The organism is endosymbiont of Ridgeia piscesae, assembly GCF_001443665.1.
In the GTDB taxonomy this organism is placed as follows: Bacteria; Pseudomonadota; Gammaproteobacteria; order Chromatiales; family Chromatiaceae; genus Endoriftia; species Endoriftia persephonae.
Genome location: NZ_KQ557118.1, coordinates 86,574 through 105,159 on the forward strand (window position 1 = coordinate 86,574; position 18,586 = coordinate 105,159).

18 protein-coding genes are annotated in these 18,586 nt (G+C 61.8%); 15 read left to right on the plus strand and 3 right to left on the minus strand.

All coding sequences use genetic code 11. From position 1 onward, the window contains the following. Nucleotides 1-40 precede the first annotated feature (40 nt). Complete coding sequence (locus tag Ga0074115_RS03330; RefSeq protein WP_057955632.1) at nucleotides 41-1,240, minus strand: (Fe-S)-binding protein; 1,200 nt, start codon at nucleotides 1,238-1,240, stop codon at nucleotides 41-43. A gap of 122 nt (nucleotides 1,241-1,362) precedes the next feature. On the opposite strand from Ga0074115_RS03330, the gene Ga0074115_RS03335 reads away from it, so the two are divergent. After that, nucleotides 1,363-1,689 (plus strand): (2Fe-2S) ferredoxin domain-containing protein, encoded by a 327-nt coding sequence (locus Ga0074115_RS03335; protein WP_057955633.1) that lies wholly within the window; start codon nucleotides 1,363-1,365, stop codon nucleotides 1,687-1,689. Here Ga0074115_RS03335 and Ga0074115_RS03340 read toward each other — a convergent pair. Next, complete coding sequence (locus Ga0074115_RS03340; protein WP_057955634.1) at nucleotides 1,684-1,869, minus strand: hypothetical protein; 186 nt, start codon at nucleotides 1,867-1,869, stop codon at nucleotides 1,684-1,686. The genes Ga0074115_RS03335 and Ga0074115_RS03340 overlap by 6 nt on opposite strands. Before the next feature lie 27 nt (nucleotides 1,870-1,896). Here Ga0074115_RS03340 and Ga0074115_RS03345 point away from each other — a divergent pair, with 27 nt between their 5' ends. The 14 genes from Ga0074115_RS03345 to Ga0074115_RS03410 all read left to right on the plus strand — a co-directional run bounded on the left by Ga0074115_RS03345 (nucleotide 1,897) and on the right by Ga0074115_RS03410 (nucleotide 17,522). Continuing rightward, the gene (locus tag Ga0074115_RS03345) at nucleotides 1,897-2,475 is read left to right on the plus strand and encodes a hypothetical protein (RefSeq protein WP_057955635.1); all 579 of its coding nucleotides are present in this window, start codon (nucleotides 1,897-1,899) and stop codon (nucleotides 2,473-2,475) included. Nucleotides 2,476-2,531: 56 nt separating this feature from the next. Beyond that, entirely contained in the window at nucleotides 2,532-3,362 is an 831-nt protein-coding gene (locus Ga0074115_RS03350; RefSeq protein ID WP_057955636.1) for an ABC transporter ATP-binding protein, read from the plus strand. Beyond that, a complete protein-coding gene (gene mlaE / locus Ga0074115_RS03355; RefSeq protein WP_082626769.1) occupies nucleotides 3,359-4,141 on the plus strand; it encodes a lipid asymmetry maintenance ABC transporter permease subunit MlaE in 783 nt (260 codons plus the stop codon). The genes Ga0074115_RS03350 and mlaE overlap by 4 nt, the downstream gene beginning before the upstream one ends. 3 nt (nucleotides 4,142-4,144) lie before the next feature. Beyond that, nucleotides 4,145-4,615, plus strand: coding sequence for an outer membrane lipid asymmetry maintenance protein MlaD (gene mlaD / locus Ga0074115_RS03360; RefSeq protein ID WP_057955637.1), 471 nt, complete (start codon nucleotides 4,145-4,147; stop codon nucleotides 4,613-4,615). Further along, nucleotides 4,608-4,919: an STAS domain-containing protein gene (locus Ga0074115_RS03365; protein WP_057955638.1), complete on the plus strand. Its 312-nt coding sequence runs from the start codon at nucleotides 4,608-4,610 to the stop codon at nucleotides 4,917-4,919. The genes mlaD and Ga0074115_RS03365 overlap by 8 nt, the downstream gene beginning before the upstream one ends. A 6-nt stretch (nucleotides 4,920-4,925) precedes the next feature. Next, nucleotides 4,926-6,116: a cation:proton antiporter domain-containing protein gene (locus tag Ga0074115_RS03370; RefSeq protein ID WP_060528203.1), complete on the plus strand. Its 1,191-nt coding sequence runs from the start codon at nucleotides 4,926-4,928 to the stop codon at nucleotides 6,114-6,116. Between the two features lie 152 nt (nucleotides 6,117-6,268). Next, nucleotides 6,269-7,528 (plus strand): UDP-N-acetylglucosamine 1-carboxyvinyltransferase, encoded by a 1,260-nt coding sequence (murA, locus tag Ga0074115_RS03375; RefSeq protein WP_057955640.1) that lies wholly within the window; start codon nucleotides 6,269-6,271, stop codon nucleotides 7,526-7,528. A 76-nt stretch (nucleotides 7,529-7,604) separates the two neighbouring features. Beyond that, the gene (gene hisG / locus Ga0074115_RS03380; protein ID WP_057955641.1) at nucleotides 7,605-8,252 is read left to right on the plus strand and encodes an ATP phosphoribosyltransferase; all 648 of its coding nucleotides are present in this window, start codon (nucleotides 7,605-7,607) and stop codon (nucleotides 8,250-8,252) included. 27 nt (nucleotides 8,253-8,279) lie between these two features. Continuing rightward, entirely contained in the window at nucleotides 8,280-9,581 is a 1,302-nt protein-coding gene (gene hisD, locus Ga0074115_RS03385; RefSeq protein WP_057955642.1) for a histidinol dehydrogenase, read from the plus strand. A gap of 188 nt (nucleotides 9,582-9,769) precedes the next feature. Then, a complete protein-coding gene (hisC, locus tag Ga0074115_RS03390; RefSeq protein ID WP_057955643.1) occupies nucleotides 9,770-10,852 on the plus strand; it encodes a histidinol-phosphate transaminase in 1,083 nt (360 codons plus the stop codon). Nucleotides 10,853-11,068: 216 nt separating this feature from the next. Next, a complete protein-coding gene (locus tag Ga0074115_RS03395; protein WP_057955644.1) occupies nucleotides 11,069-12,355 on the plus strand; it encodes an OmpP1/FadL family transporter in 1,287 nt (428 codons plus the stop codon). Between the two features lie 229 nt (nucleotides 12,356-12,584). Next, nucleotides 12,585-14,462: an asparagine synthase (glutamine-hydrolyzing) gene (asnB, locus tag Ga0074115_RS03400; RefSeq protein ID WP_057955645.1), complete on the plus strand. Its 1,878-nt coding sequence runs from the start codon at nucleotides 12,585-12,587 to the stop codon at nucleotides 14,460-14,462. Next, a complete protein-coding gene (locus Ga0074115_RS03405) occupies nucleotides 14,459-16,432 on the plus strand; it encodes a heparinase II/III family protein (protein WP_057955646.1) in 1,974 nt (657 codons plus the stop codon). The genes asnB and Ga0074115_RS03405 overlap by 4 nt, the downstream gene beginning before the upstream one ends. 37 nt (nucleotides 16,433-16,469) lie before the next feature. After that, nucleotides 16,470-17,522, plus strand: a complete 1,053-nt coding sequence (locus Ga0074115_RS03410) for a polysaccharide deacetylase family protein (RefSeq protein ID WP_057955647.1) — start codon at nucleotides 16,470-16,472, stop codon at nucleotides 17,520-17,522. Here Ga0074115_RS03410 and Ga0074115_RS03415 read toward each other — a convergent pair. Further along, complete coding sequence (locus Ga0074115_RS03415) at nucleotides 17,509-18,582, minus strand: adenylate/guanylate cyclase domain-containing protein (RefSeq protein ID WP_057955648.1); 1,074 nt, start codon at nucleotides 18,580-18,582, stop codon at nucleotides 17,509-17,511. The genes Ga0074115_RS03410 and Ga0074115_RS03415 overlap by 14 nt on opposite strands. Between the last annotated feature and the right edge of the window lie 4 nt (nucleotides 18,583-18,586).

An 18,586-nucleotide genomic window follows, 5' to 3' on the forward strand; every position in this document is an offset into this window, starting at 1 on the left:
GATAGCCTCTCTGAGGAGTGGAGTTCAACCGGTTCGGGTATTAGCGCTTGGTCTGCTGCAGTTGCCGGAGGATCAGCTCGAGCGGGTGCAGCACCTTAGTCGCCACTCCTGCCTGTTGCAGCAGGTTGCGAATTTGCAGGGCGCAGCCGCTGTTCTGAGTGACCAGGAGCGGGGCCTTGAGTGCGCGGATCTCCTCCAGCAATGCCGCGCCCAGGCCATCGGAGATACCGGGCTGGAACAGCAGATGGCTGCCTGCCGCGCCGCAGCAACCGAGCCTCTGTGGCAGCGGCAGGAGTTGGATCTTGGGGATCCGCTGTAATAACCGGGCAGCATGATCTCCACGACTGCTGCAGGGCTGGTGCAGCAGCACCGGTTGCGGTAGGGGGCGCAGAGTCAGCCCCGCCGGCCAGGGCTGTTCCAGCAGCAGCTCGATAAGCGAACGTATTGGTGGAGTGGTACGGCAGTGCTCGAGTAACTCGTTGTGACAGGCGCTGGCGAGGGTGGCGATCACGCCGACCTGGCTTGCCACGAACAGGGCGCTGTTATGCTCGCACAGCTGCTGCGCCTGCTGTAGACCCCCGCTGTGACGGTGCAGCGCGCCACAGCAGTGCTGTGCTTCGGGGATCTCCACCGCATAGCCCAACTGCCGCAGCAGTTCGATCGCTGTCTCGATGAGCTGCGGTTCGAGCGATTGTGAAACGCAGCCGGTGAAGAGCAGGGCGCTGCGGCCGCTGGCGGTGTGGGTGGGCAGCAGGGCGGGGTGCTCCGGTCCTGGGGCGGGGATCTGGTTGGCGATGGCTGCCAGCCGGGAACTGACCCCGAAGCGCTGGCGCGCCAGCCACTGCAGCAGCCCAAAACGCTTGGCCAGTCTGGCAAACCCGAGCCACTTTTTGAGTCTGCGTGGTTGGCTCAGCCGCTTGATTAGTTGTTGCTTGAAGGCACTGTGCCAGCTGCTGCGCCTGCTGTTCAGAAGCTGCCGGGCGCCATCGATCATCGCACCATAGGCGACCCCGGAGGGGCAGGCCGATTCGCAGCGTCGGCAGTGCAAGCAGCCCTCCAGGTGTCGGCTCAGGGTCGGATCGGCCGGCAGGCTGCCGTCGGCCAGCGCCTGGATCAGTGCGATCCGCCCGCGTGGCGAGTCGGCCTCGTTGCGCAGCAGTCGGTAGGTGGGGCAGTGGGGCAGACAGAGGCCGCATTTGACGCAGCGGTCCGCCTCGAGGATCAGCTGTTCAGGTGTCACTGGCTGGAGCCTGGGTCGGAAATGCCCGGCAGGCGGTGCGGTTTTGTCGCAAAGGGGGGTTGAATCGCGCTCATCGCGCTTATAATAGCGACAAATCAGCGAGGCTTCACAGCGAGAAGGCCATGTCTTACTACCGCCATCACCTCTTCTTCTGCACCAATCAGCGCGATGATGGGCGCCCCTGCTGCGGACGCTTTAACGCGGCGGGGCAGTGCGGCTATCTGAAGCAGCGGGTTAAGGAGCTGGGGCTGGCCGGACCGGGCGGGGTGCGGGTCAACATCGCCGGTTGCCTTGATCGTTGCGAGCATGGGCCGGTGCTGGTGATCTACCCGGAGGCAGTCTGGTACACCTATGTGGATGGGGAAGATCTGGATGAGATCCTGCAGCGCCACCTGATCGATGGAGAGCGGGTGGAGCGGCTGTTGATCAAGCCACAGGATGCCTCATAGCGCCTTGGTCTTGGTGACACCGCAACGGCTGCAGCGAAACTGGGTCACCAGCCGCCCCTGTTTAACGTCGAACTGGCGCTCCTTGACCGTCCGCCACCTGTGAAAGCCCTCGCGACAGAGCCCCTGGCCACGGTGTTTATCGCTCAGGGTGCGCTTTTTGAATGTCAGGATCTCGCCCATTGATCACACTCCTCTGGTGTCCGCAGTATGACCGATAATCGACCGACAGTGCAGATCTACGCCCGTGGTTGGGACCACCCGGCTTGGCAGGGCAGTTTCTACCCGGAGGATCTGCCGGCTGACTGGCGCCTGACCTACTATGCCAACGAGTTTCCCGGAGTCTTGTTGCCACAGGCAGTGTGGGCGGATCTCGCAGCCTTGACACTGCTGGAGTGGTTGGATGATTTGGATGATGGCTTCCAGCTCTATCTGGAGATCGAGAGCTCGCTGGAGGCACAGCAGGCGCAGTTGCTTGAGGGGTGGGCTGGGCAGCTGGCTGGGGTGGTATTGCGGCAGGGGATAGATGCTGAGCCAGTCGAGACGATGGGCCTGAACTGCTATCGCCTGCTGCGGTCCGACAAGGGAGTGGCTTACGATGAGCCTGCCGCCTTCTGCATCAAACCTGATGCGCGATTGGAACCGCGCCAGCAGCGTGCGCTGCTTGAACGTCTTTCCACACGGGTGGCGGGCGATCAGGAGCTGCCTCTGTTCCTCTGCGGCGAGCCGCCAGATCTGGATCTGCTGCGGCAGTTGCGCCAACTGGCGCAGCTGATGGGGCTAGCTTGACGCTTATAGGGGGTGTCGACAGAATGGGTGAAAACGCCAGAAGGGAAGCCTCGCTAATGGTCGAAGACAAGAGCTTGCAGGAGTCGCCGCTGATCCGCATTCGTGGGCTGCGGTTTCGCCGCGGCGGGCAGATCATCTTTGATGGCGTTGACCTGGATATCCCGCGTGGTCAGGTGAGTGCCATCATGGGGCCCAGTGGCAGCGGCAAGACCACCCTGCTGAAACTGATCGCCGGCCAGCTGCAGCCGGATGCCGGGAGCATCGAGGTGGACGGTCTGAACGTGCATCGGCTCAGCCGGCGCGAGTTGTTTCGGCTGCGCACCCGTATGGGCATGCTGTTCCAGAGTGGCGCGCTGCTCACCGATCTCTCTGTCTTCGAAAACGTCGCCTACCCGTTGCGCGAACATGCCGACCTGCCCGAATCGATGATTCGTCGTCTGGTGCTGATGAAGCTGGAGGCGGTGGGGCTGCGCGGTGCGCGTGGGCTGATGCCGGCTGAGCTCTCCGGCGGCATGGCGCGGCGGGTGGCGCTGGCCCGGGCCATCGTCCTTGATCCGATGATGGTGATGTACGATGAGCCCTTCACCGGCCAGGATCCGATCTCGATGGGGGTGTTGGCGCAGCTGATCCGCCGCCTCAACGATGCGGTGGGGCTGAGTAGCATTCTGGTCTCCCACGACGTGGAGGAGACCGCCGCGATCGCCGACCGGCTCTATCTAATCTCCCATGGCCGGCTGGTGGAGCAGGGGTCGCCGCAGCAACTGGCCGACTCCGACTCCCCCTGGGTGCACCAGTTCATGCGCGGCGAGCCGGATGGGCCGGTGCGTTTCCACTACCCGGCCGCGCCGCTGGCCGATGATCTGCTGATGAGTGGAGGTGGTGCTTGATCCTTGACCTTCTGGCACATCTGGGCCGACATGGGCTTGCGTCGCTGCAGCGCCTGGGTCGCGGCCATCTGCTGCTGCTGGAGATCCTGATCGGCAGCCTGGCGCTGGTGCGACATCTGCGCCTGCTGCTGATCCAGGTTTATTCTGTGGGGGTGCGCAGCCTGGTGATCGTGGTGGTCTCCGGGCTGTTTGTCGGCATGGTTTTGGGGCTGCAGGGGCACTATGTGCTTTCCCAGTTCGGCGCTGAAGAGAGTCTCGGCGTGATGGTGGCGGCTTCACTGGTGCGCGAGCTGGGGCCGGTGGTGACGGCGCTGCTGTTCGCTGGTCGCGCCGGTTCGGCGCTGACCGCCGAGATCGGCCTGATGAAGGCCACTGAACAGCTCTCCGGTTTGGAAATGATGGCGGTGGATCCGGTGCACCGGATCCTGACGCCGCGCTTCTGGGGTGGTTTTATCTCGATGCCGCTGCTGGCGGGGCTATTCAGTGCGGTCGGTGTGATCGGTGGCTACTTCGTCGGGGTGGCGCTGCTGGGGATCGATGATGGCGCCTTCTGGAGCCAGATGCAGGCGAAGATCGACTGGAACGACGATGTACTCAACGGTGTCACCAAGAGCGTAGTATTTGGCATCGTTTGCAGCTGGATCGCGCTGTTCGAGGGTTACGATGCACATCCCACCTCGGAGGGGGTGGGTCGTGCCACCACCCGTACTGTGGTGCACTCGGCGCTGGCGGTGCTGATGCTCGATTTTGTGCTCACCGCGCTGATGTTTGGAGACTGAGAGATGAATAGACGCAGGCTGGAGGTCGGGGTTGGGCTGTTCATGGCGCTTGGCCTGGTGGCACTGTTTTTTCTGGCGATGCAGGTAAGCAACCTGAGCAGTGTCAGTAGAGGTGATGGGTATGAGGTACAGGCCCGCTTCGACAATATCGGCGGTCTCAAGGTGCGCTCGCCGGTGGCGATGGCCGGGGTGCGCATCGGTCGGGTGACGCATATCGGGTTCGACCAGCAGAACTTCGAGGCGGTGGTTACCCTGCGGATCGAAGAGCAGTATGACAAGATTCCAGAGGATAGCATCGCCAAGATTTACACTTCGGGTTTGCTCGGGGAGCAGTATGTCGGTCTCGATCCGGGGGGCAGCGAGGAGACGATCCGTGACACCGGCCAGATCACAATGACTCAGTCAGCGCTGGTGCTGGAGGAGATAGTTGGCCAATTTCTGTTCAGCAAGGCGGAAGAGGCGGCCCTTGAGTAGCCTGGCCGAGATCCGCCACGAAGGGGCGTTTCGCTTCACTTTGCAGGGCGATATGAGCTTCGCCAGTGCGCGCAGCCTGCTGCAGCAGTCGCAGGCGCTGTTTCCGGCTGGCGGGGACTTCTCCCTCGATCTCTCCGCGGTGCAGCACAGTGACAGCGCCGGGGTGGCGCTGCTGTTGGAGTGGCTCGCCGCGGCCCAGGTGGGTGGGGGGCGTCTGGAGATAACCGGCCTACCGGCCTCAATGCGCGCCATCGCCGGTGTCTGCAATCTGCAGGAGCTGCTGCCGTTGGATGAGGAGGAATAGCTCCAGATGCGGGGTGATCCGATCCTCTTCACCATCTTTCTGGTCTTCTCCGGCGCGGCGCTGCTGGCAACGGTGGCGCTGTTCGCCCGTCAGGCGCTGCTGATCGCCTATATCCTGCTCGGTGCGCTGTTTGGTCCCTGGGGCTTCGGCTTTGTGGATGATCCGGCGGTGGTGAAGGAGATTGCCGACATCGGCATCATCTTTTTGCTGTTTCTGTTAGGGCTCGATCTGAAGCCCCAGGAGCTGCTCAATCTGCTGCGCAAGACCACCCTGGTGACCCTCGGCAGTTCGCTGCTATTTTTCGTGATCGGTTTCAGCGTCGCCTGGCTGTTTGGCTTCAGCTGGGTGGAGTCGCTGGTGGTGGGCGGTACGATGACCTTCTCTTCCACCATTATTGGTCTCAAATTATTGCCGACCACGGTACTGCACCATCAGCGCACCGGCGAGATTATTATCAGTATCCTGTTGCTGCAGGATCTGCTGGCGATTGTCATGCTGCTGCTGCTGCTGCTGCTGCTGCTGCTGGAGGGCAGAGGGGTGGATCTTGCTTCAGCGGGAGGGCGCTTCATTCTGCTGCTGCTGGTATTGCCGGTGTTGATCCTCGGCTCTTGGCTAGTGGCGCGCTTCCTATTGATTCCGCTGATCCGGCGCTTCAGCCAAATCAAGGAGTATGTATTTCTGCTCGCTATCGGCTGGTGCCTGGGGATGGCCGAACTGGCCGGTGGGGTAGGGCTTTCCCGCGAGATCGGTGCCTTCAGTGCCGGCGTCGCGCTGGCCACCAGTCCGATCGCCCTCTATATCGCCGAGAGCTTGAGGCCGCTGCGCGATTTCTTCCTGATCCTCTTCTTTTTCTCCCTGGGGGCTGGGGTGAATCTGGAGAAGCTGCCCGATCTGTTGCTGCCAGCGCTGCTGCTGGCGACGATCCTGATGCTGGTCAAACCCTGGGCCTTCCGTTACCTGCTCGAGCGCACCGGTGAGGATCGTGAGCGCAGCGGTGAGATTGGCTGGCGGCTCGGCCAGCTGAGCGAATTCTCTCTGCTGATCGCGGTGCTGGCACTCGACCTGGGGCAGATTGGCGACCGCGCCTCCTACCTGATCCAGCTAACAACCCTGTTCACCTTCCTGGTCTCCACCTACCTGGTGGTGATGCGCTTCTACACGCCGATCGCCATCTCCGATCGGCTGCGGCGGGATTGATGTGGCTACGTGGGCGGGCTGGGAAAATACGGTTATACCCCCGCTTGGGTTGCCAACTGTCGAAAAAAGCTCCCGTTCTTGCCGTATTTTCGCTATGATCCCCGGTTTTTCCAAGCGCTGGCAGGTTGGCGCCGACTGAGCGGATCCCAACGATGGATAAACTGATCATCAAAGGTGGAATTCCCCTGCAGGGCGAGGTGCGGATTGCCGGGGCGAAAAATGCGGCGCTGCCGATCCTCGCGGCGACCCTGCTGGCCGACAGTCCGATGCGGGTGGGCAATGTGCCGCATCTGCAGGACATCACCACCACCATGGGGCTGCTTGGCGGGATGGGCGCCACCCTGGTGGTGGATGAGAAGATGGGCATCGAGGCGGATACTGGTTCGATCACCCGATTCCACGCCCCGTATGAGCTGGTCAAGACCATGCGTGCCTCGATCCTGGTGCTCGGGCCGATGTTGAGCCGTTTCGGCGAGGCGGAGGTATCGCTGCCCGGAGGCTGCGCGATCGGCTCCCGCCCGGTCAATCTGCACATCGACGGACTGCGCGCCATGGGCGCAGATATTTCTGTCGAGAACGGCTACATCCGCGCGCGCGCCAAGCGGCTGCGGGGTGCGCGTATCGTCATGGATTTGGTCTCGGTGACTGGCACAGAGAACCTGATGATGGCGGCGGCGCTGGCCGATGGCACCAGCATTATCGAGAATGCTGCGCGTGAACCGGAAGTGGTGGACCTCGCCGACTGTATCAACAAGATGGGTGGCAATATCTCTGGCGCGGGGACTTCGACCATCACCGTCAATGGGGTTGGACGGTTGCTCGGCACCAACTATGAGGTGTTGCCAGACCGGATCGAGACCGGCACCTTTTTGGTTGCCGCGGCGATCACTCGCGGCCGGGTCAAGGTGCGTGACACTCGCCCCGATCTGCTCGATGCGGTGTCGCAGAAGCTGATCGAGGCGGGCGCAAAAATGGAGTTTGGTGAGGACTGGATTAGCCTCGATATGGAGGGACGCCGTCCCAAGGCGGTGGATGTGCACACCGCCCCCTATCCCGCCTTTCCGACCGATATGCAGGCGCAGTTCACCGCCCTCAACTCGGTGGCGGAGGGGGTCGGCACGATCACCGAGACGATCTTCGAGAATCGCTTCATGCATGTGCAGGAGCTGGTGCGGATGGGGGCGAAGATCCGCCTCGAGGGCAACACGGCGATCTGTACCGGCAGCGAACATCTGACTGGCGCGCCGGTGATGGCTACCGACCTGCGTGCCTCCGCCAGCCTGGTGCTGGCCGGGCTGGTGGCCGAAGGGGAGACCCTGGTGGATCGCATCTACCATATCGACCGGGGTTATCAGAACATCGAGGAGAAGTTGGCCGGCCTCGGCGGGCAGATCCGTCGGGTGCCTGATTGATCTCATCTGGCTGTCAGCCTGGCGTCAGGCAAGCCTGTTTTGAATACTACTGATTGAGCCGCGAACGCGCATCGTCATGAAATTTTCTACACCGATCACCATCGCCCTCTCGAAAGGGCGCATCTTCAAGCAGAGCCTGCCGCTGCTGGCCCATGCCGGCATCGAGCCGATCGACGACCCGGAGACCAGCCGCAAGCTGATCCTAGATACCAATCACGAGCAGGTGAAGCTGGTGATCATCCGCGCCACCGACGTACCCACCTATGTGCAGTACGGCGCCGCTGACATCGGCGTGGCGGGCAAGGATGTGTTGCTGGAGCACGGCGGCGAGGGGCTCTACGAGCCACTTGACCTGCAGATCGCCAAGTGCCGCCTGATGGTGGCCGGTCACGCCGGCGCCTCCCTTGATGGCAACCGCCTGCGCATCGCCACCAAGTATGTGAAGAGCGCGCAGAAACACTTCGCCGCCAAGGGTCAGCAGGTGGAGATCATCAAGCTCTATGGTTCGATGGAGCTGGCGCCGATCGTGGGGCTTGCCGACCTGATCGTCGACCTGGTGGAGAGCGGCAGCACCCTGAAGGCCAACGGCCTGGTGCCGTTGGAGCATATCGCCGACATCAGCTCGCGACTGGTGGTCAACAAGGCCGCCTGGAAGATGAAGCACGCCACGATCATGGCCCTGAAGGCGGCGGTGGCCGAGGCGGTGGAGAAGAATCAATCCTGATCTGTGTTCTGTGCGGGAGTTAGAGAGATGAGCGAGATACGCCAACTGTCCAGCAGCGATGCCGATTTTCAATCACGGCTGGACGCGCTGCTGGCCTGGGAATCGGTCTCCGATCGGGCGGTCAACGATACTGTTAACAACATCATTGCTGAGATCCGTAGCCGCGGTGACGCCGCGTTGGTCGAGTTTACCAGCCGCTTCGACGGCTGGCAGGCGGCCAGCGCCGCCGATCTAGAGTTGCCGCTGAGCCGACTCGAGCAGGCCTGGAACACCATCCCTGCCGAACAGCGCCAAGCGCTGGAGGTCGCGGCCAATCGCGTCCGCGCCTACGCCGAGCACCAGATCACCGACTCCTGGTCCTATACCGAGCCCGACGGCACCCTGCTAGGTCAGCAGGTGACGCCGCTCGATCGCGCCGGCCTCTACGTACCCGGCGGCAAGGCGGCATACCCCTCCTCGGTGTTGATGAACGCGATTCCCGCCAAGGTGGCCGGGGTGTCCGAGTTGATCATGGTGGTGCCTACCCCTGGCGGTGAGCTCAACGAGTTGGTACTGGCGGCGGCCCATGTCTCCGGCGTTGACCGAGTCTTCCTGGTGGGAGGCGCCCAGGCGGTGGCCGCGCTCGCTTACGGCACCGAGAGTGTGCCGCCGGTGGACAAGGTGGTCGGCCCCGGCAACATCTACGTGGCCACCGCCAAGCGCGCAGTATTCGGCCAGGTCGGCATCGACATGGTGGCCGGTCCTTCGGAGATCCTGATTATCTGCGACGGCAAGACGGATCCCGACTGGATCGCCATGGACCTCTTCTCCCAGGCGGAGCACGATGAGGATGCCCAGTCGATCCTGATCTGCCCCGACGCCGGCTTCATTGAACAGGTGCAAGCAAGCATTGATAAGCTGCTGCCGAGTATGGAGCGGCGCGAGATCATCGCCACAGCGCTCAGGGTGCGCGGCGCGCTGATCACGGTGAAGGATATGCAGGAGGCGGTGGATGTGGCCAACTTCATCGCTCCCGAGCACCTGGAGCTGTCGCTGGAGAACCCCGAGGCGATGGCAAAACAGATTCGCCACGCCGGTGCGATCTTCATGGGTCGCTACACCGCCGAGGCGATGGGCGACTATTGCGCCGGTCCCAACCATGTGTTGCCGACCTCGCGCACCGCGCGCTTCTCCTCACCGCTGGGGGTCTACGACTTCCAGAAGCGCTCCAGTCTGATCATGGCCTCGCCGCAGGGTGCAGCCAGCATGGCGGAGACCGCTTCGGTGCTGGCGCGCGGTGAGGGGCTCACTGCCCACGCCCGTTCTGCCGAGTATCGTGGTAAGTCGTGATGGCGGAGGTGGTCACCCGTTCGGTGATCAGCTGTCCCCACTGTGGAACGCCCCGGCAGGAGAGTTGAGGTGAATTTTTTGTTCGTAAAAGACGCAAATAGCGCCAAGGTTTTTTGTGTGCTTCGCGTATTTTTGCGGATGCAAAATTGAATCGAAATATTCGCGGTAATTTGCGGACTGATATTCCAATGAAACAGCTCATCGACCAATGGGTGCGCCCTGAGATCCGGGCGCTCTCCGCCTATCATGTGCCGGATCCGGGCGAGATGATCAAGCTCGATGCCATGGAGAACCCCTACACCTGGCCGGATGAGCTGCGCCGGGAGTGGCTGGATCTGCTTGCCGGGGTCGATGTGAACCGCTATCCCGACCCCCAGGCGGCAGCGCTGAAGGCACGCCTGCGTGACGCGATGGGAGTGCCAGCGGGGGCGGAACTGATCCTCGGCAACGGCTCTGATGAGCTGATCCAGATGCTGGCGATGGCGGTCTCGGGCCCGGGGCGGGTGGTGATGTCGGTGGATCCCGGTTTTGTCATGTACCGGATGATCGCCACCTTCTGCGGCATGGAGTATGTCGGTGTGCCGCTCAGGAGCGACGATTTCAGTCTCGATATCGATGCCCTGCTGGCGGCTGTTGAGCGGCATCAGCCGGCACTGCTGTTTCTCGCCTACCCCAACAATCCGACCGGCAACCTGTTCGATGCGGCGGAGATCGAGCGGGTGATCGAGGCAGCCCCCGGTATCGTGGTGGTGGACGAGGCCTACGCCCCCTTCACCGATGAGAGCTTCATGCCGCGCCTCGGTGAGTTCGAGAGCCTGCTGGTGATGCGTACTGTCTCCAAGATGGGATTGGCCGGGCTGCGCCTCGGCTTGCTGGTTGGGCCCGCCGCCTGGCTGGAGCAGATCGACAAGACCCGCCTGCCCTACAACATCAGCGTGCTGAGCCAGCTGAGTGCGGAGTTTGCGCTGCGCCACCAGGCGGTGTTTGATGCCCAAACCAGCGCGATTCGTGAGGAGCGCGGCAGGCTTTTCTCCGCCCTGCGGGCGATCGACGGCGTGGCGCCCTACGCGTCGCAGGCCAACTTTATCCTGCTGCGGGTGCCCGAGGGGCGTGCGCTGGAACTCTTCGAAGGGCTGAAGGAGCGAGGTGTGCTGGTAAAGTGTCTGCACGGTGCCCACCCGCTGCTCAGCGACTGCCTGCGGGTGACGGTGGGTACGCCGCAGGAGAGTGAAACCTTTCTTGAGCATTTCACTGCCCTTCTCCAGGGTTGACTGGTCCTGGCAACTCATTGCGGATGGGTTGTCCTGATCCAGATCAACGTTCCTTAGGCGTGTCTGGCCGATACTAGCGCCGGCGAGCAGTGTCGGTCGATGCCAGTTGGTGTCTTGCCTCTGTCTGGCCGCCTAATTCGCTGATCTGTCTCTTCTTTCCCCCGTGTTGGATGTGATGCGCAGCGGCTCCTGTTGTATGCAGTTTTGGAGTGTGCGATGAGAAAAAGAATCCTTTTGTTGGCCCTGATCTCTGGGCTGTTCCTCTCCCTGCCAGCTATGGCCACCAATGGCTACTGGTCCTACGGTTATGGCCCCAAGTCGAAGTCGATTGCCGGGGCCTGTGTGGCGATGTCGTTTGGCGCCATGTGTGCCGCCAGCAATCCGGCCTCGCTGGTGCGGGTGGGTAACCGTATCGAGGCGGGGGCGTCACTGTTTGCGCCGACGCGAGGCTTTACCGCCAACGATGACACGCAGACCCCGCCCTATGCCTCGATCCCTCCCGGTGAATATAAGAGCGCCAATGATCTGTTTCTGTTGCCCCACTTTGCCAGCAACTACATGCTCGACGAGCAGAGCTCGATTGGTGTGGCGATCGGTGCTAACGGCGGTATGAACACCGAATATGATAGTGCTGTCTTCGCCCGCTTCAGTCCGCCGGGGGTGTCGGAGTATCAGGCCTCAGCGCCGGTTGGGGTGGACCTCAAGCAGATGTTTGTCGGCATCAGCTATTCGCGCCTGCTGAGCGAGGAGCACTCGATCGGTATCACTCCGATCCTGGCGGTGCAGTCGATCTCTGTCACCGGCCTGGAGCCGTTCCGGATGTTCTCCAAATACCCCGATTCAGTGACCAATAACGGTACCGATGTCAGTGTTGGTGGCGGTGTGCGGTTTGGGTGGTTGTGGCGCGTGAATCAGCAGCTGAAGCTCGGCGCCTCCTATCAGAGTCGTCTGTGGATGCAGAAGTTTGACAGCTACAAGGGGTTGTTTGCCGAGGAGGGTGACTTTGATATTCCGCCCAACTTCGACTTGGGTTTTTCTTACCGCTTTACGCCGGAGTGGACCTTCGCCTTCGACTACCAGCGCATTCAATACTCCGAGGTGAATGCGGTGGGCAACCCGGCCGATCTGGTATTTATACCTGGCTCCACCCTGCTGGGCACCGATGATGGGCTGGGCTTCGGCTGGAACGACCAGAATGTCTACAAGTTTGGCGTGCAGTGGCAATACAGCGACGATTTGACCCTGCGTGCCGGCTACTCCTACGCCACTGATACCTTCGAGAACAGCCAGGCGCTGTTCAACATCCTCGCGCCGGCGGTGATCAAGGAGCATTTTACCGGTGGCTTCGGACTGAAACTGGGGGGTGGGCACGAGCTTAACGCGGCTTTCATGTATGCACCTGAAGAGCAGGTCACTGGCACTAACCCCAATACCGGGCCGCAGACCGGTGATCTCTGGATGGACCAGTGGGAGGTTGAGATCGGCTGGGCGATGCGTTTTTGAGCCTGTTTGTCCGCTGAACGCAGTGGCATGGCGCATTCGCCCATGCTGCTGTCAGGAGTAAGTGTTGCGGCTTTACGGAACTGTCGACAAACGCACTGTTTGAAAGGAGGTGCTAGGACATTTTGCGGGGATCTGTGGTTATAATCCGAGGCGTTCACTGGATGGTGCAGTCGCCTCCAAAGCCCCCTTGCACCAATACGGAAATATCTAAAAAGAAGCTAGAACGACTATGTGTGGTATTGCCGGTTTTGTCCTGAATAACCCTGTCGACAGCCCCCAGGCCCTGCTCAAGCGCATGGCAGACGAGATCGTCTACCGCGGGCCAGACGACGAAGGCTTCTATACTACCGAGGCCAACGCCGGGCGCCAGCAGATTGGCCTGGCTCATCGCCGCCTCTCGATCATTGATCTGGGCGGGGGGCACCAGCCGATGGCCAACCAGCGCGCCACCACCCAGGTGGTGTTCAATGGTGAGATCTACAACTATCGTGAGCTGCGCGCCGAGCTAGAGTCGAAGGGCTACAGTTTCAACAGCAACTCTGACACTGAATCATTGCTCGCCGCCTACGATGAGTGGGGCGAAGCCTGCGTCGAGAAGTTGCATGGCATGTTCGCCTTCGCCCTCTGGGACAGCGAAAGGCAGCAGCTCTTCGTCGCCCGCGACCGCTTCGGCAAGAAACCCTTTTATTTTTGGCAGCGCGGCGACGAGCTGATCTTTGGTTCCGAGATCAAGAACATCCTGGTGCATCCGCGGGTGCAGCGGCAGATCGATCAGGCCGCAGTCTGGGACTATCTCGCCTTTCGCTATGTGCCTTGGCCGCGGACCTTGTTTGAGGGGGTCGAGAAACTGCCTCCCGGTTCCTGCGGGGTGTGGCGCAACGGCGAGTTTTCTGTGCGCCGCTACTACATCCCGCCGGATCGGGAGCCGCGCGTCGACCAGGCCCCGGTGGCCGACCCGGTGGCCGGCTTTATGGAGCAGCTCGATCATGCGGTGGAGAGCCGCATGGTGGCGGACGTGCCGTTTGGCGCCTTCCTCTCCGGCGGTATCGATTCCTCCGCCATCGTCGGCCTGATGACGCGCCACAGCAACGAACCGATCAAGACCTTCTCGGTGGGCTTCTCTGAGGCCCAGTACAGCGAGCTGGGCTACGCCAAGACCATCGCGGAGCAGTTCCATACCGACCACCACGAACTGACCGTCTCCCAGGCGCACCTGATGGAGGAGCTGCCGAAGCTGGTGCGTCTGCGCGACGCGCCGGTGGCTGAGCCGTCGGATATCCCGATCTACCTGCTCTCTTTGGAGGCGCGCAAGACGGTGAAGATGGTGCTCACCGGCGAGGGCAGTGATGAGTTTCTCGGCGGCTATCCGAAACACAGCTTCGACCGCTACGCCGACTATTACCGTTATATCCCGGATCTGCTGCAGGCGCCGATCCGCAGCCTGGTCAACGCGCTGCCCTACAAATATCGCCGCGCCAAGACCGCCATCAACAACCTAGGGCTGCGCAACTGGGACGAGCGCATGCCGCGCTGGTTTGGCGCGCTGACCTGGAAGGAGCGCGAGGCGCTGGCGGCGTTTCGTCCCGACGGCTATCAGCAGTTCGACGGTCCGCCCTTCGATGTCAATCGGGACAACAGCAACCTGCGCAAGATCCTCTACTTCGATCAGACTAGCTGGCTGCCCGATAATCTGCTGGAGCGCGGCGACCGCATGACCATGGCGGCCTCCCTGGAGGCGCGTATGCCCTTCATGGACCATCAGTTGGCGGCCTACATCTCCTCGCTGCCCGACGACTGCCGGATCAAGGATGGCACCAGCAAATGGATGCTGCGTGAGGGGATGAAGCAGATCCTGCCCGAGGCCATCCTCAATCGCCCCAAGGTTGGTTTCCGGGTGCCGGTCAATGAGTGGTTCCAAGGACCGATGCGTGACTACCTCTGCGACCATATCCTCAGCAGCGATTCAAAAACCGCCGCCTATTTCAACCGGCCGGTGCTGGAGCGCTATGTCAACGAGCATGTGAACGGCACTCAGAACCACGAGAAGTTGCTCTGGGGTCTGCTCAACCTGGAGATCTGGCACCGGGAATATGGGATGAGCGCATGAGTTCACTGGCATGGAAGATCAACCGGATCAAGGCAATGAGCCCGGCGGAGCTGCTGTTCCGGGTTGGCCGGGTGGTGCAGGGCAAGTTCGAGAAGCAGCGTCTCAGCGCTGGTTGGAGGCCGAAGCCGAAGGGGGCGGTGGGTAGTCGTGGTGGCCTGTTTCAGGGGGAGTCTGAACAGATCGTCAGTCAGTGGCGTGCCGCCTATGCCGGCCAGCTGGCCGGCTACGAACCGCTGCTCGATGGCGATGTAGATATCTTCGGTCACCTCAAGGTCAATCTGCTCGACGGCTTCAACTGGCACCGGGATCCCGAGTCGGGGATCGTTGCGCCGCTGCTCTACGGTAAGGACATCGACTACCGTGACAACGACCAGGTGGGTAACTGCAAAACCCTCTGGGAGGTGGCGCGTCACCCCCATCTGGTGCCGCTGGCGGTGGCCTATGCGGTTACCGGCGATGAGCGTTATGCGCGGCTGGTGACTAGCCAGATCGACAGCTGGATTGCGCAGAACCCATTTGGCCTGGGGGTTCACTGGTGCAGCACCCTGGAGGTGGCATTGCGGTTGGTGGCGTGGGCCTTGGTGCACAGCCTGTTCTATCTGCGCGATGAGCAAGGGCTGTTCAGCCGGGTCAGCGACAGTGAGGTGCTGGGCAATGCGATTTATCAGCACGCCCACTTTATCCGCCACTATCTCTCTCGCCATTCATCAGCCAACAATCACCTGATCGGCGAGCTGACCGGTCTGTGGCTTGGCTGCAGGGTATTTGATCTTGGCGCGGAGGGGGAAGCCTGGGCGGCGCTGGCGAAGCGCGAACTGGAGGCCGAGGCGGTCAAGCAGGTGTTCGAGGATGGCGTCAACAAGGAGCAGGCCAACTACTACCATCTGTGGGTGATGGAGTATCTCTACCTCAACTGGCTGGTGGGGGAACGCTACGCTGAGCCCTTTAGCGATACCTTCCGTGAGCGCATCATCGGCATGCAGCGCTTCATCTCTGCGCTGCGCCCGCCGGGTGGTGTGGTGCCGCAGATCGGTGACTCTGACGACGGCGTGGTGGCTCGCTTCGAGCCGGCGGATTCACCAGACCCCTACCGGGAGGTCTGCAGTGCGATCCAGGCGGTGCTGGAGGATGGTTGTGAGGCGCTGTACCTCAGCCAGAAGGTCTTCTGGTACAGCCTGATCGCAGGCCGCTCGGCGCAGATCGATGCGGGTCCACAGGCGGATGATCAGCCGGCTGGGCAACTCTTCCCGAAGGGCGGCTATGCGGTGCTGCGAGGTGGCGGTGCCCATCTGATCTTTGATGCAGGGCCACTGGGATATCCCTCGATTGCCGCTCACGGCCATGCCGATGCGCTGAGCTTCTGCATGGCGCTGGATGGCCAGTGGTGGCTGGTCGATCCGGGCACCTATTGCTACCACACCCAGCCCGACTGGCGTGATTACTTCCGTAGTACTGCTGCCCACAATACCCTGGAGGTCAATGGCCACGACCAGTCGCTGATCGGTGGTGCCTTCCTCTGGCTGCAGCGTTCGAAACAGCAGATCGGTGAGTTGCAGCAATCGGCCGATGGTGAGCAACAGAGTATCTCGGGTAGCGTCAGTGGATATGCCGACCCGCAGATTAGCCACCACCGGGAGATCACTCTCGATGCTCGGCAGCGCAAGCTACGGGTGACAGACCGGATCGAAGGGGGTGCGGCAGCGCTGCGGCTGCTGTTTCAGTTCCATCCGAATGTACGCCTCTACCCGGGTGAGCTGAAGCACCATTTCTATGCCGAGATCGAAGGTGAGCCACACCGTTTGGAGATCTGTGCCGATGAAGCCCTGCAGTGGGAAGTGCGGCGCGGCGAAGAGAATCCCCATCTGGGTTGGTACTCGGAGCGGCTAGGTCAGAAGGTGCCGATCGATGTCTTGGTCGGCACTCTGCAGGCTGCTTCGGGCTGTACCATCAACTGCGAATTCAGCTGGTAGCCGTTGCTGCCGCAACCAACCTGGGAGTGGAGAGGGAATGGCTGCCGCGCAGCTGATACTCAGCGTTGATTACGAGGTATTTGGCGACGGAAGTGGCGAGCCGCGCCACTGTGTGCAGGATCCGGCGCGGCGTATCATGCAGGTTGCCGAGGGATTCGACGCGCCTGTCACTCTGTTCGTCGATGCCGCAGGCTTTGCGATGATGGAGTCGGAGTTGCGCAGCGTCTGCTCGGTGGCGGCGATCAAGGCGCAGCTGGCGGCAGCGCTGGAGCGGGGGCATGATCTGCAGCTGCATCTGCATCCCCAGTGGGAGGGGGGGCGGATGGATGCCGAAGGTGAGTGGCAGCTAGATCTCTCACGCTGGCGAATCGCCGATCTGAGTGACGGCGAGATCCGCCTGCTGCTCAAGGAGGGGCGCACCTGGCTGGAGGATCTGGCGCGCTCGCGTCAGCCTGACTACCGCTGTATCGCCTTCCGTGCCGGTGGTTGGTGCATCCAGCCATCTGAGCGGGTGGTTAGGGCGCTGCGCAAGCTCGACTTTCTGGTCGATTCGAGTGTCGCTCCGGGGATGCGCAATACCACCAAGGGGGAGTGGCTCGACTTTACCAAGGCCCCGAAGTTGCCCTACTGGATGACCAGGGGTGACGTCTGCACGCCAGAAAAAAAAGGGCTCTATGAGATGCCGATCGCAACGGCGCGGATCGATCCGGTGCGCCACATGCGCGCCTTGGTGGCAGTAAAGGGGCGGCCGGATGCTGGCTTTGCATCTGGCTGCGAGGGCTCCTATCGGGGGCCTGGTGGGACAGTCTCGGGGGTGGTGGGGCGGCTCGCAAAACTCTCCAAGCTGGGGCAGGTGATGCTCGATTTCTCCAGCATGCCTTCGCGGGTGCTGATCGATGTCAGCCGCAAGTGGCTCAAGCAGTTTGATGGGGTGACAGATGTACCGCTACCGCTGGTGGCGATTGGCCATACCAAAAACTTTTCCGTCGCCTCTGAGCAATCGCTGGCAGAGTACCTTGAGTGGGCCAGCGGGGAGGGGATTGCTTTCACCACCTTTCCCGCCTGGCTCGACGCCCTCAACGCTGATTGATTGACTGGTCGATGTGGTTCTTCAGCGCAGCCTGGCCGTCGTCATCTATGTAGCTGAACTCCATGCGGCTGTGCCACGCCTTGCCGCGTTGCTCGGAGCGCAGCACCTTGGCGTAGATGGTGCCGGTCTCGCGGTTCATCAGCGACAGTGAGAGATTGATCTTGATCTCGGAGAGTCTCTCCAGCTGTATCGGCGTACTGGCGAGCATGCCGTTGTAACTCAGATCCACCACCCGTCCCTGGTGACTGTGCTCCTCCAGCCACTTGCCTTGCAGGCGGCGGAAGCTCAGTGGCAAGTCTGAGGGGATGCGCGGGGTGCGGCGTGCTTCTACCCGTGGCACCTGCAGTGGCTTCGGACGGCTGGTGGCGAGCAGTTCGTAGAGGGTGACGGGTTCGCGTTTGCCCTTGACGTGGACCCGGTTGACCTCGCCAGTCTCAATATAGTCGGCGGCCTGGCGCTGTGACGCCTGGCTGAGCAGGATCTGGCCGCGCAGGCTGTAGGCCTCGATGCGCGAGGCCAGGTTGACGGCGTCGCCGATCACGGTGTACTCGCTGTAGAGCTCGGAGCCGAGATTGCCTGCCATCACCTTGCCGCTGTTGATGCCGATCCCCATGTAGAGACGCGGAAAGCCTAGCAGCCTGTTGTCTCGGTTGATGCGATCCATCGCCTGCTGCATCTCCACCGCGCAGGCGATGGCCTGTTGCAGGTCGTCAGGGTGGGATTGCTGCAGGCCGAACAACACCATGATTGTGTCGCCCATGAACTTATCGATGGTGCCGCCATGCCGGTAGATGATCTCACACATCTGGGAGAAGTAGAGGTTGAGCATCTCAATCACCTGCCGTGCGGGCATCTGCGCGGTGATTGAACTGAAGCTGTGCAGGTCCGAGATCAGGATGGTGATCTGGCAGCTTTTGGGTTGGGCGGGGTCTGGCTGTTTCTGCAGCAGCCTTGTGATGTGTTGTCGCAGCTTGCTCTCGTGGCTGTCGTCGAGCTGGTTGTTGCAGCTGCGCTGTACTGAGTCGATGAGCTCATCGACCAATCCGGTGGTTCCGTTCATACGG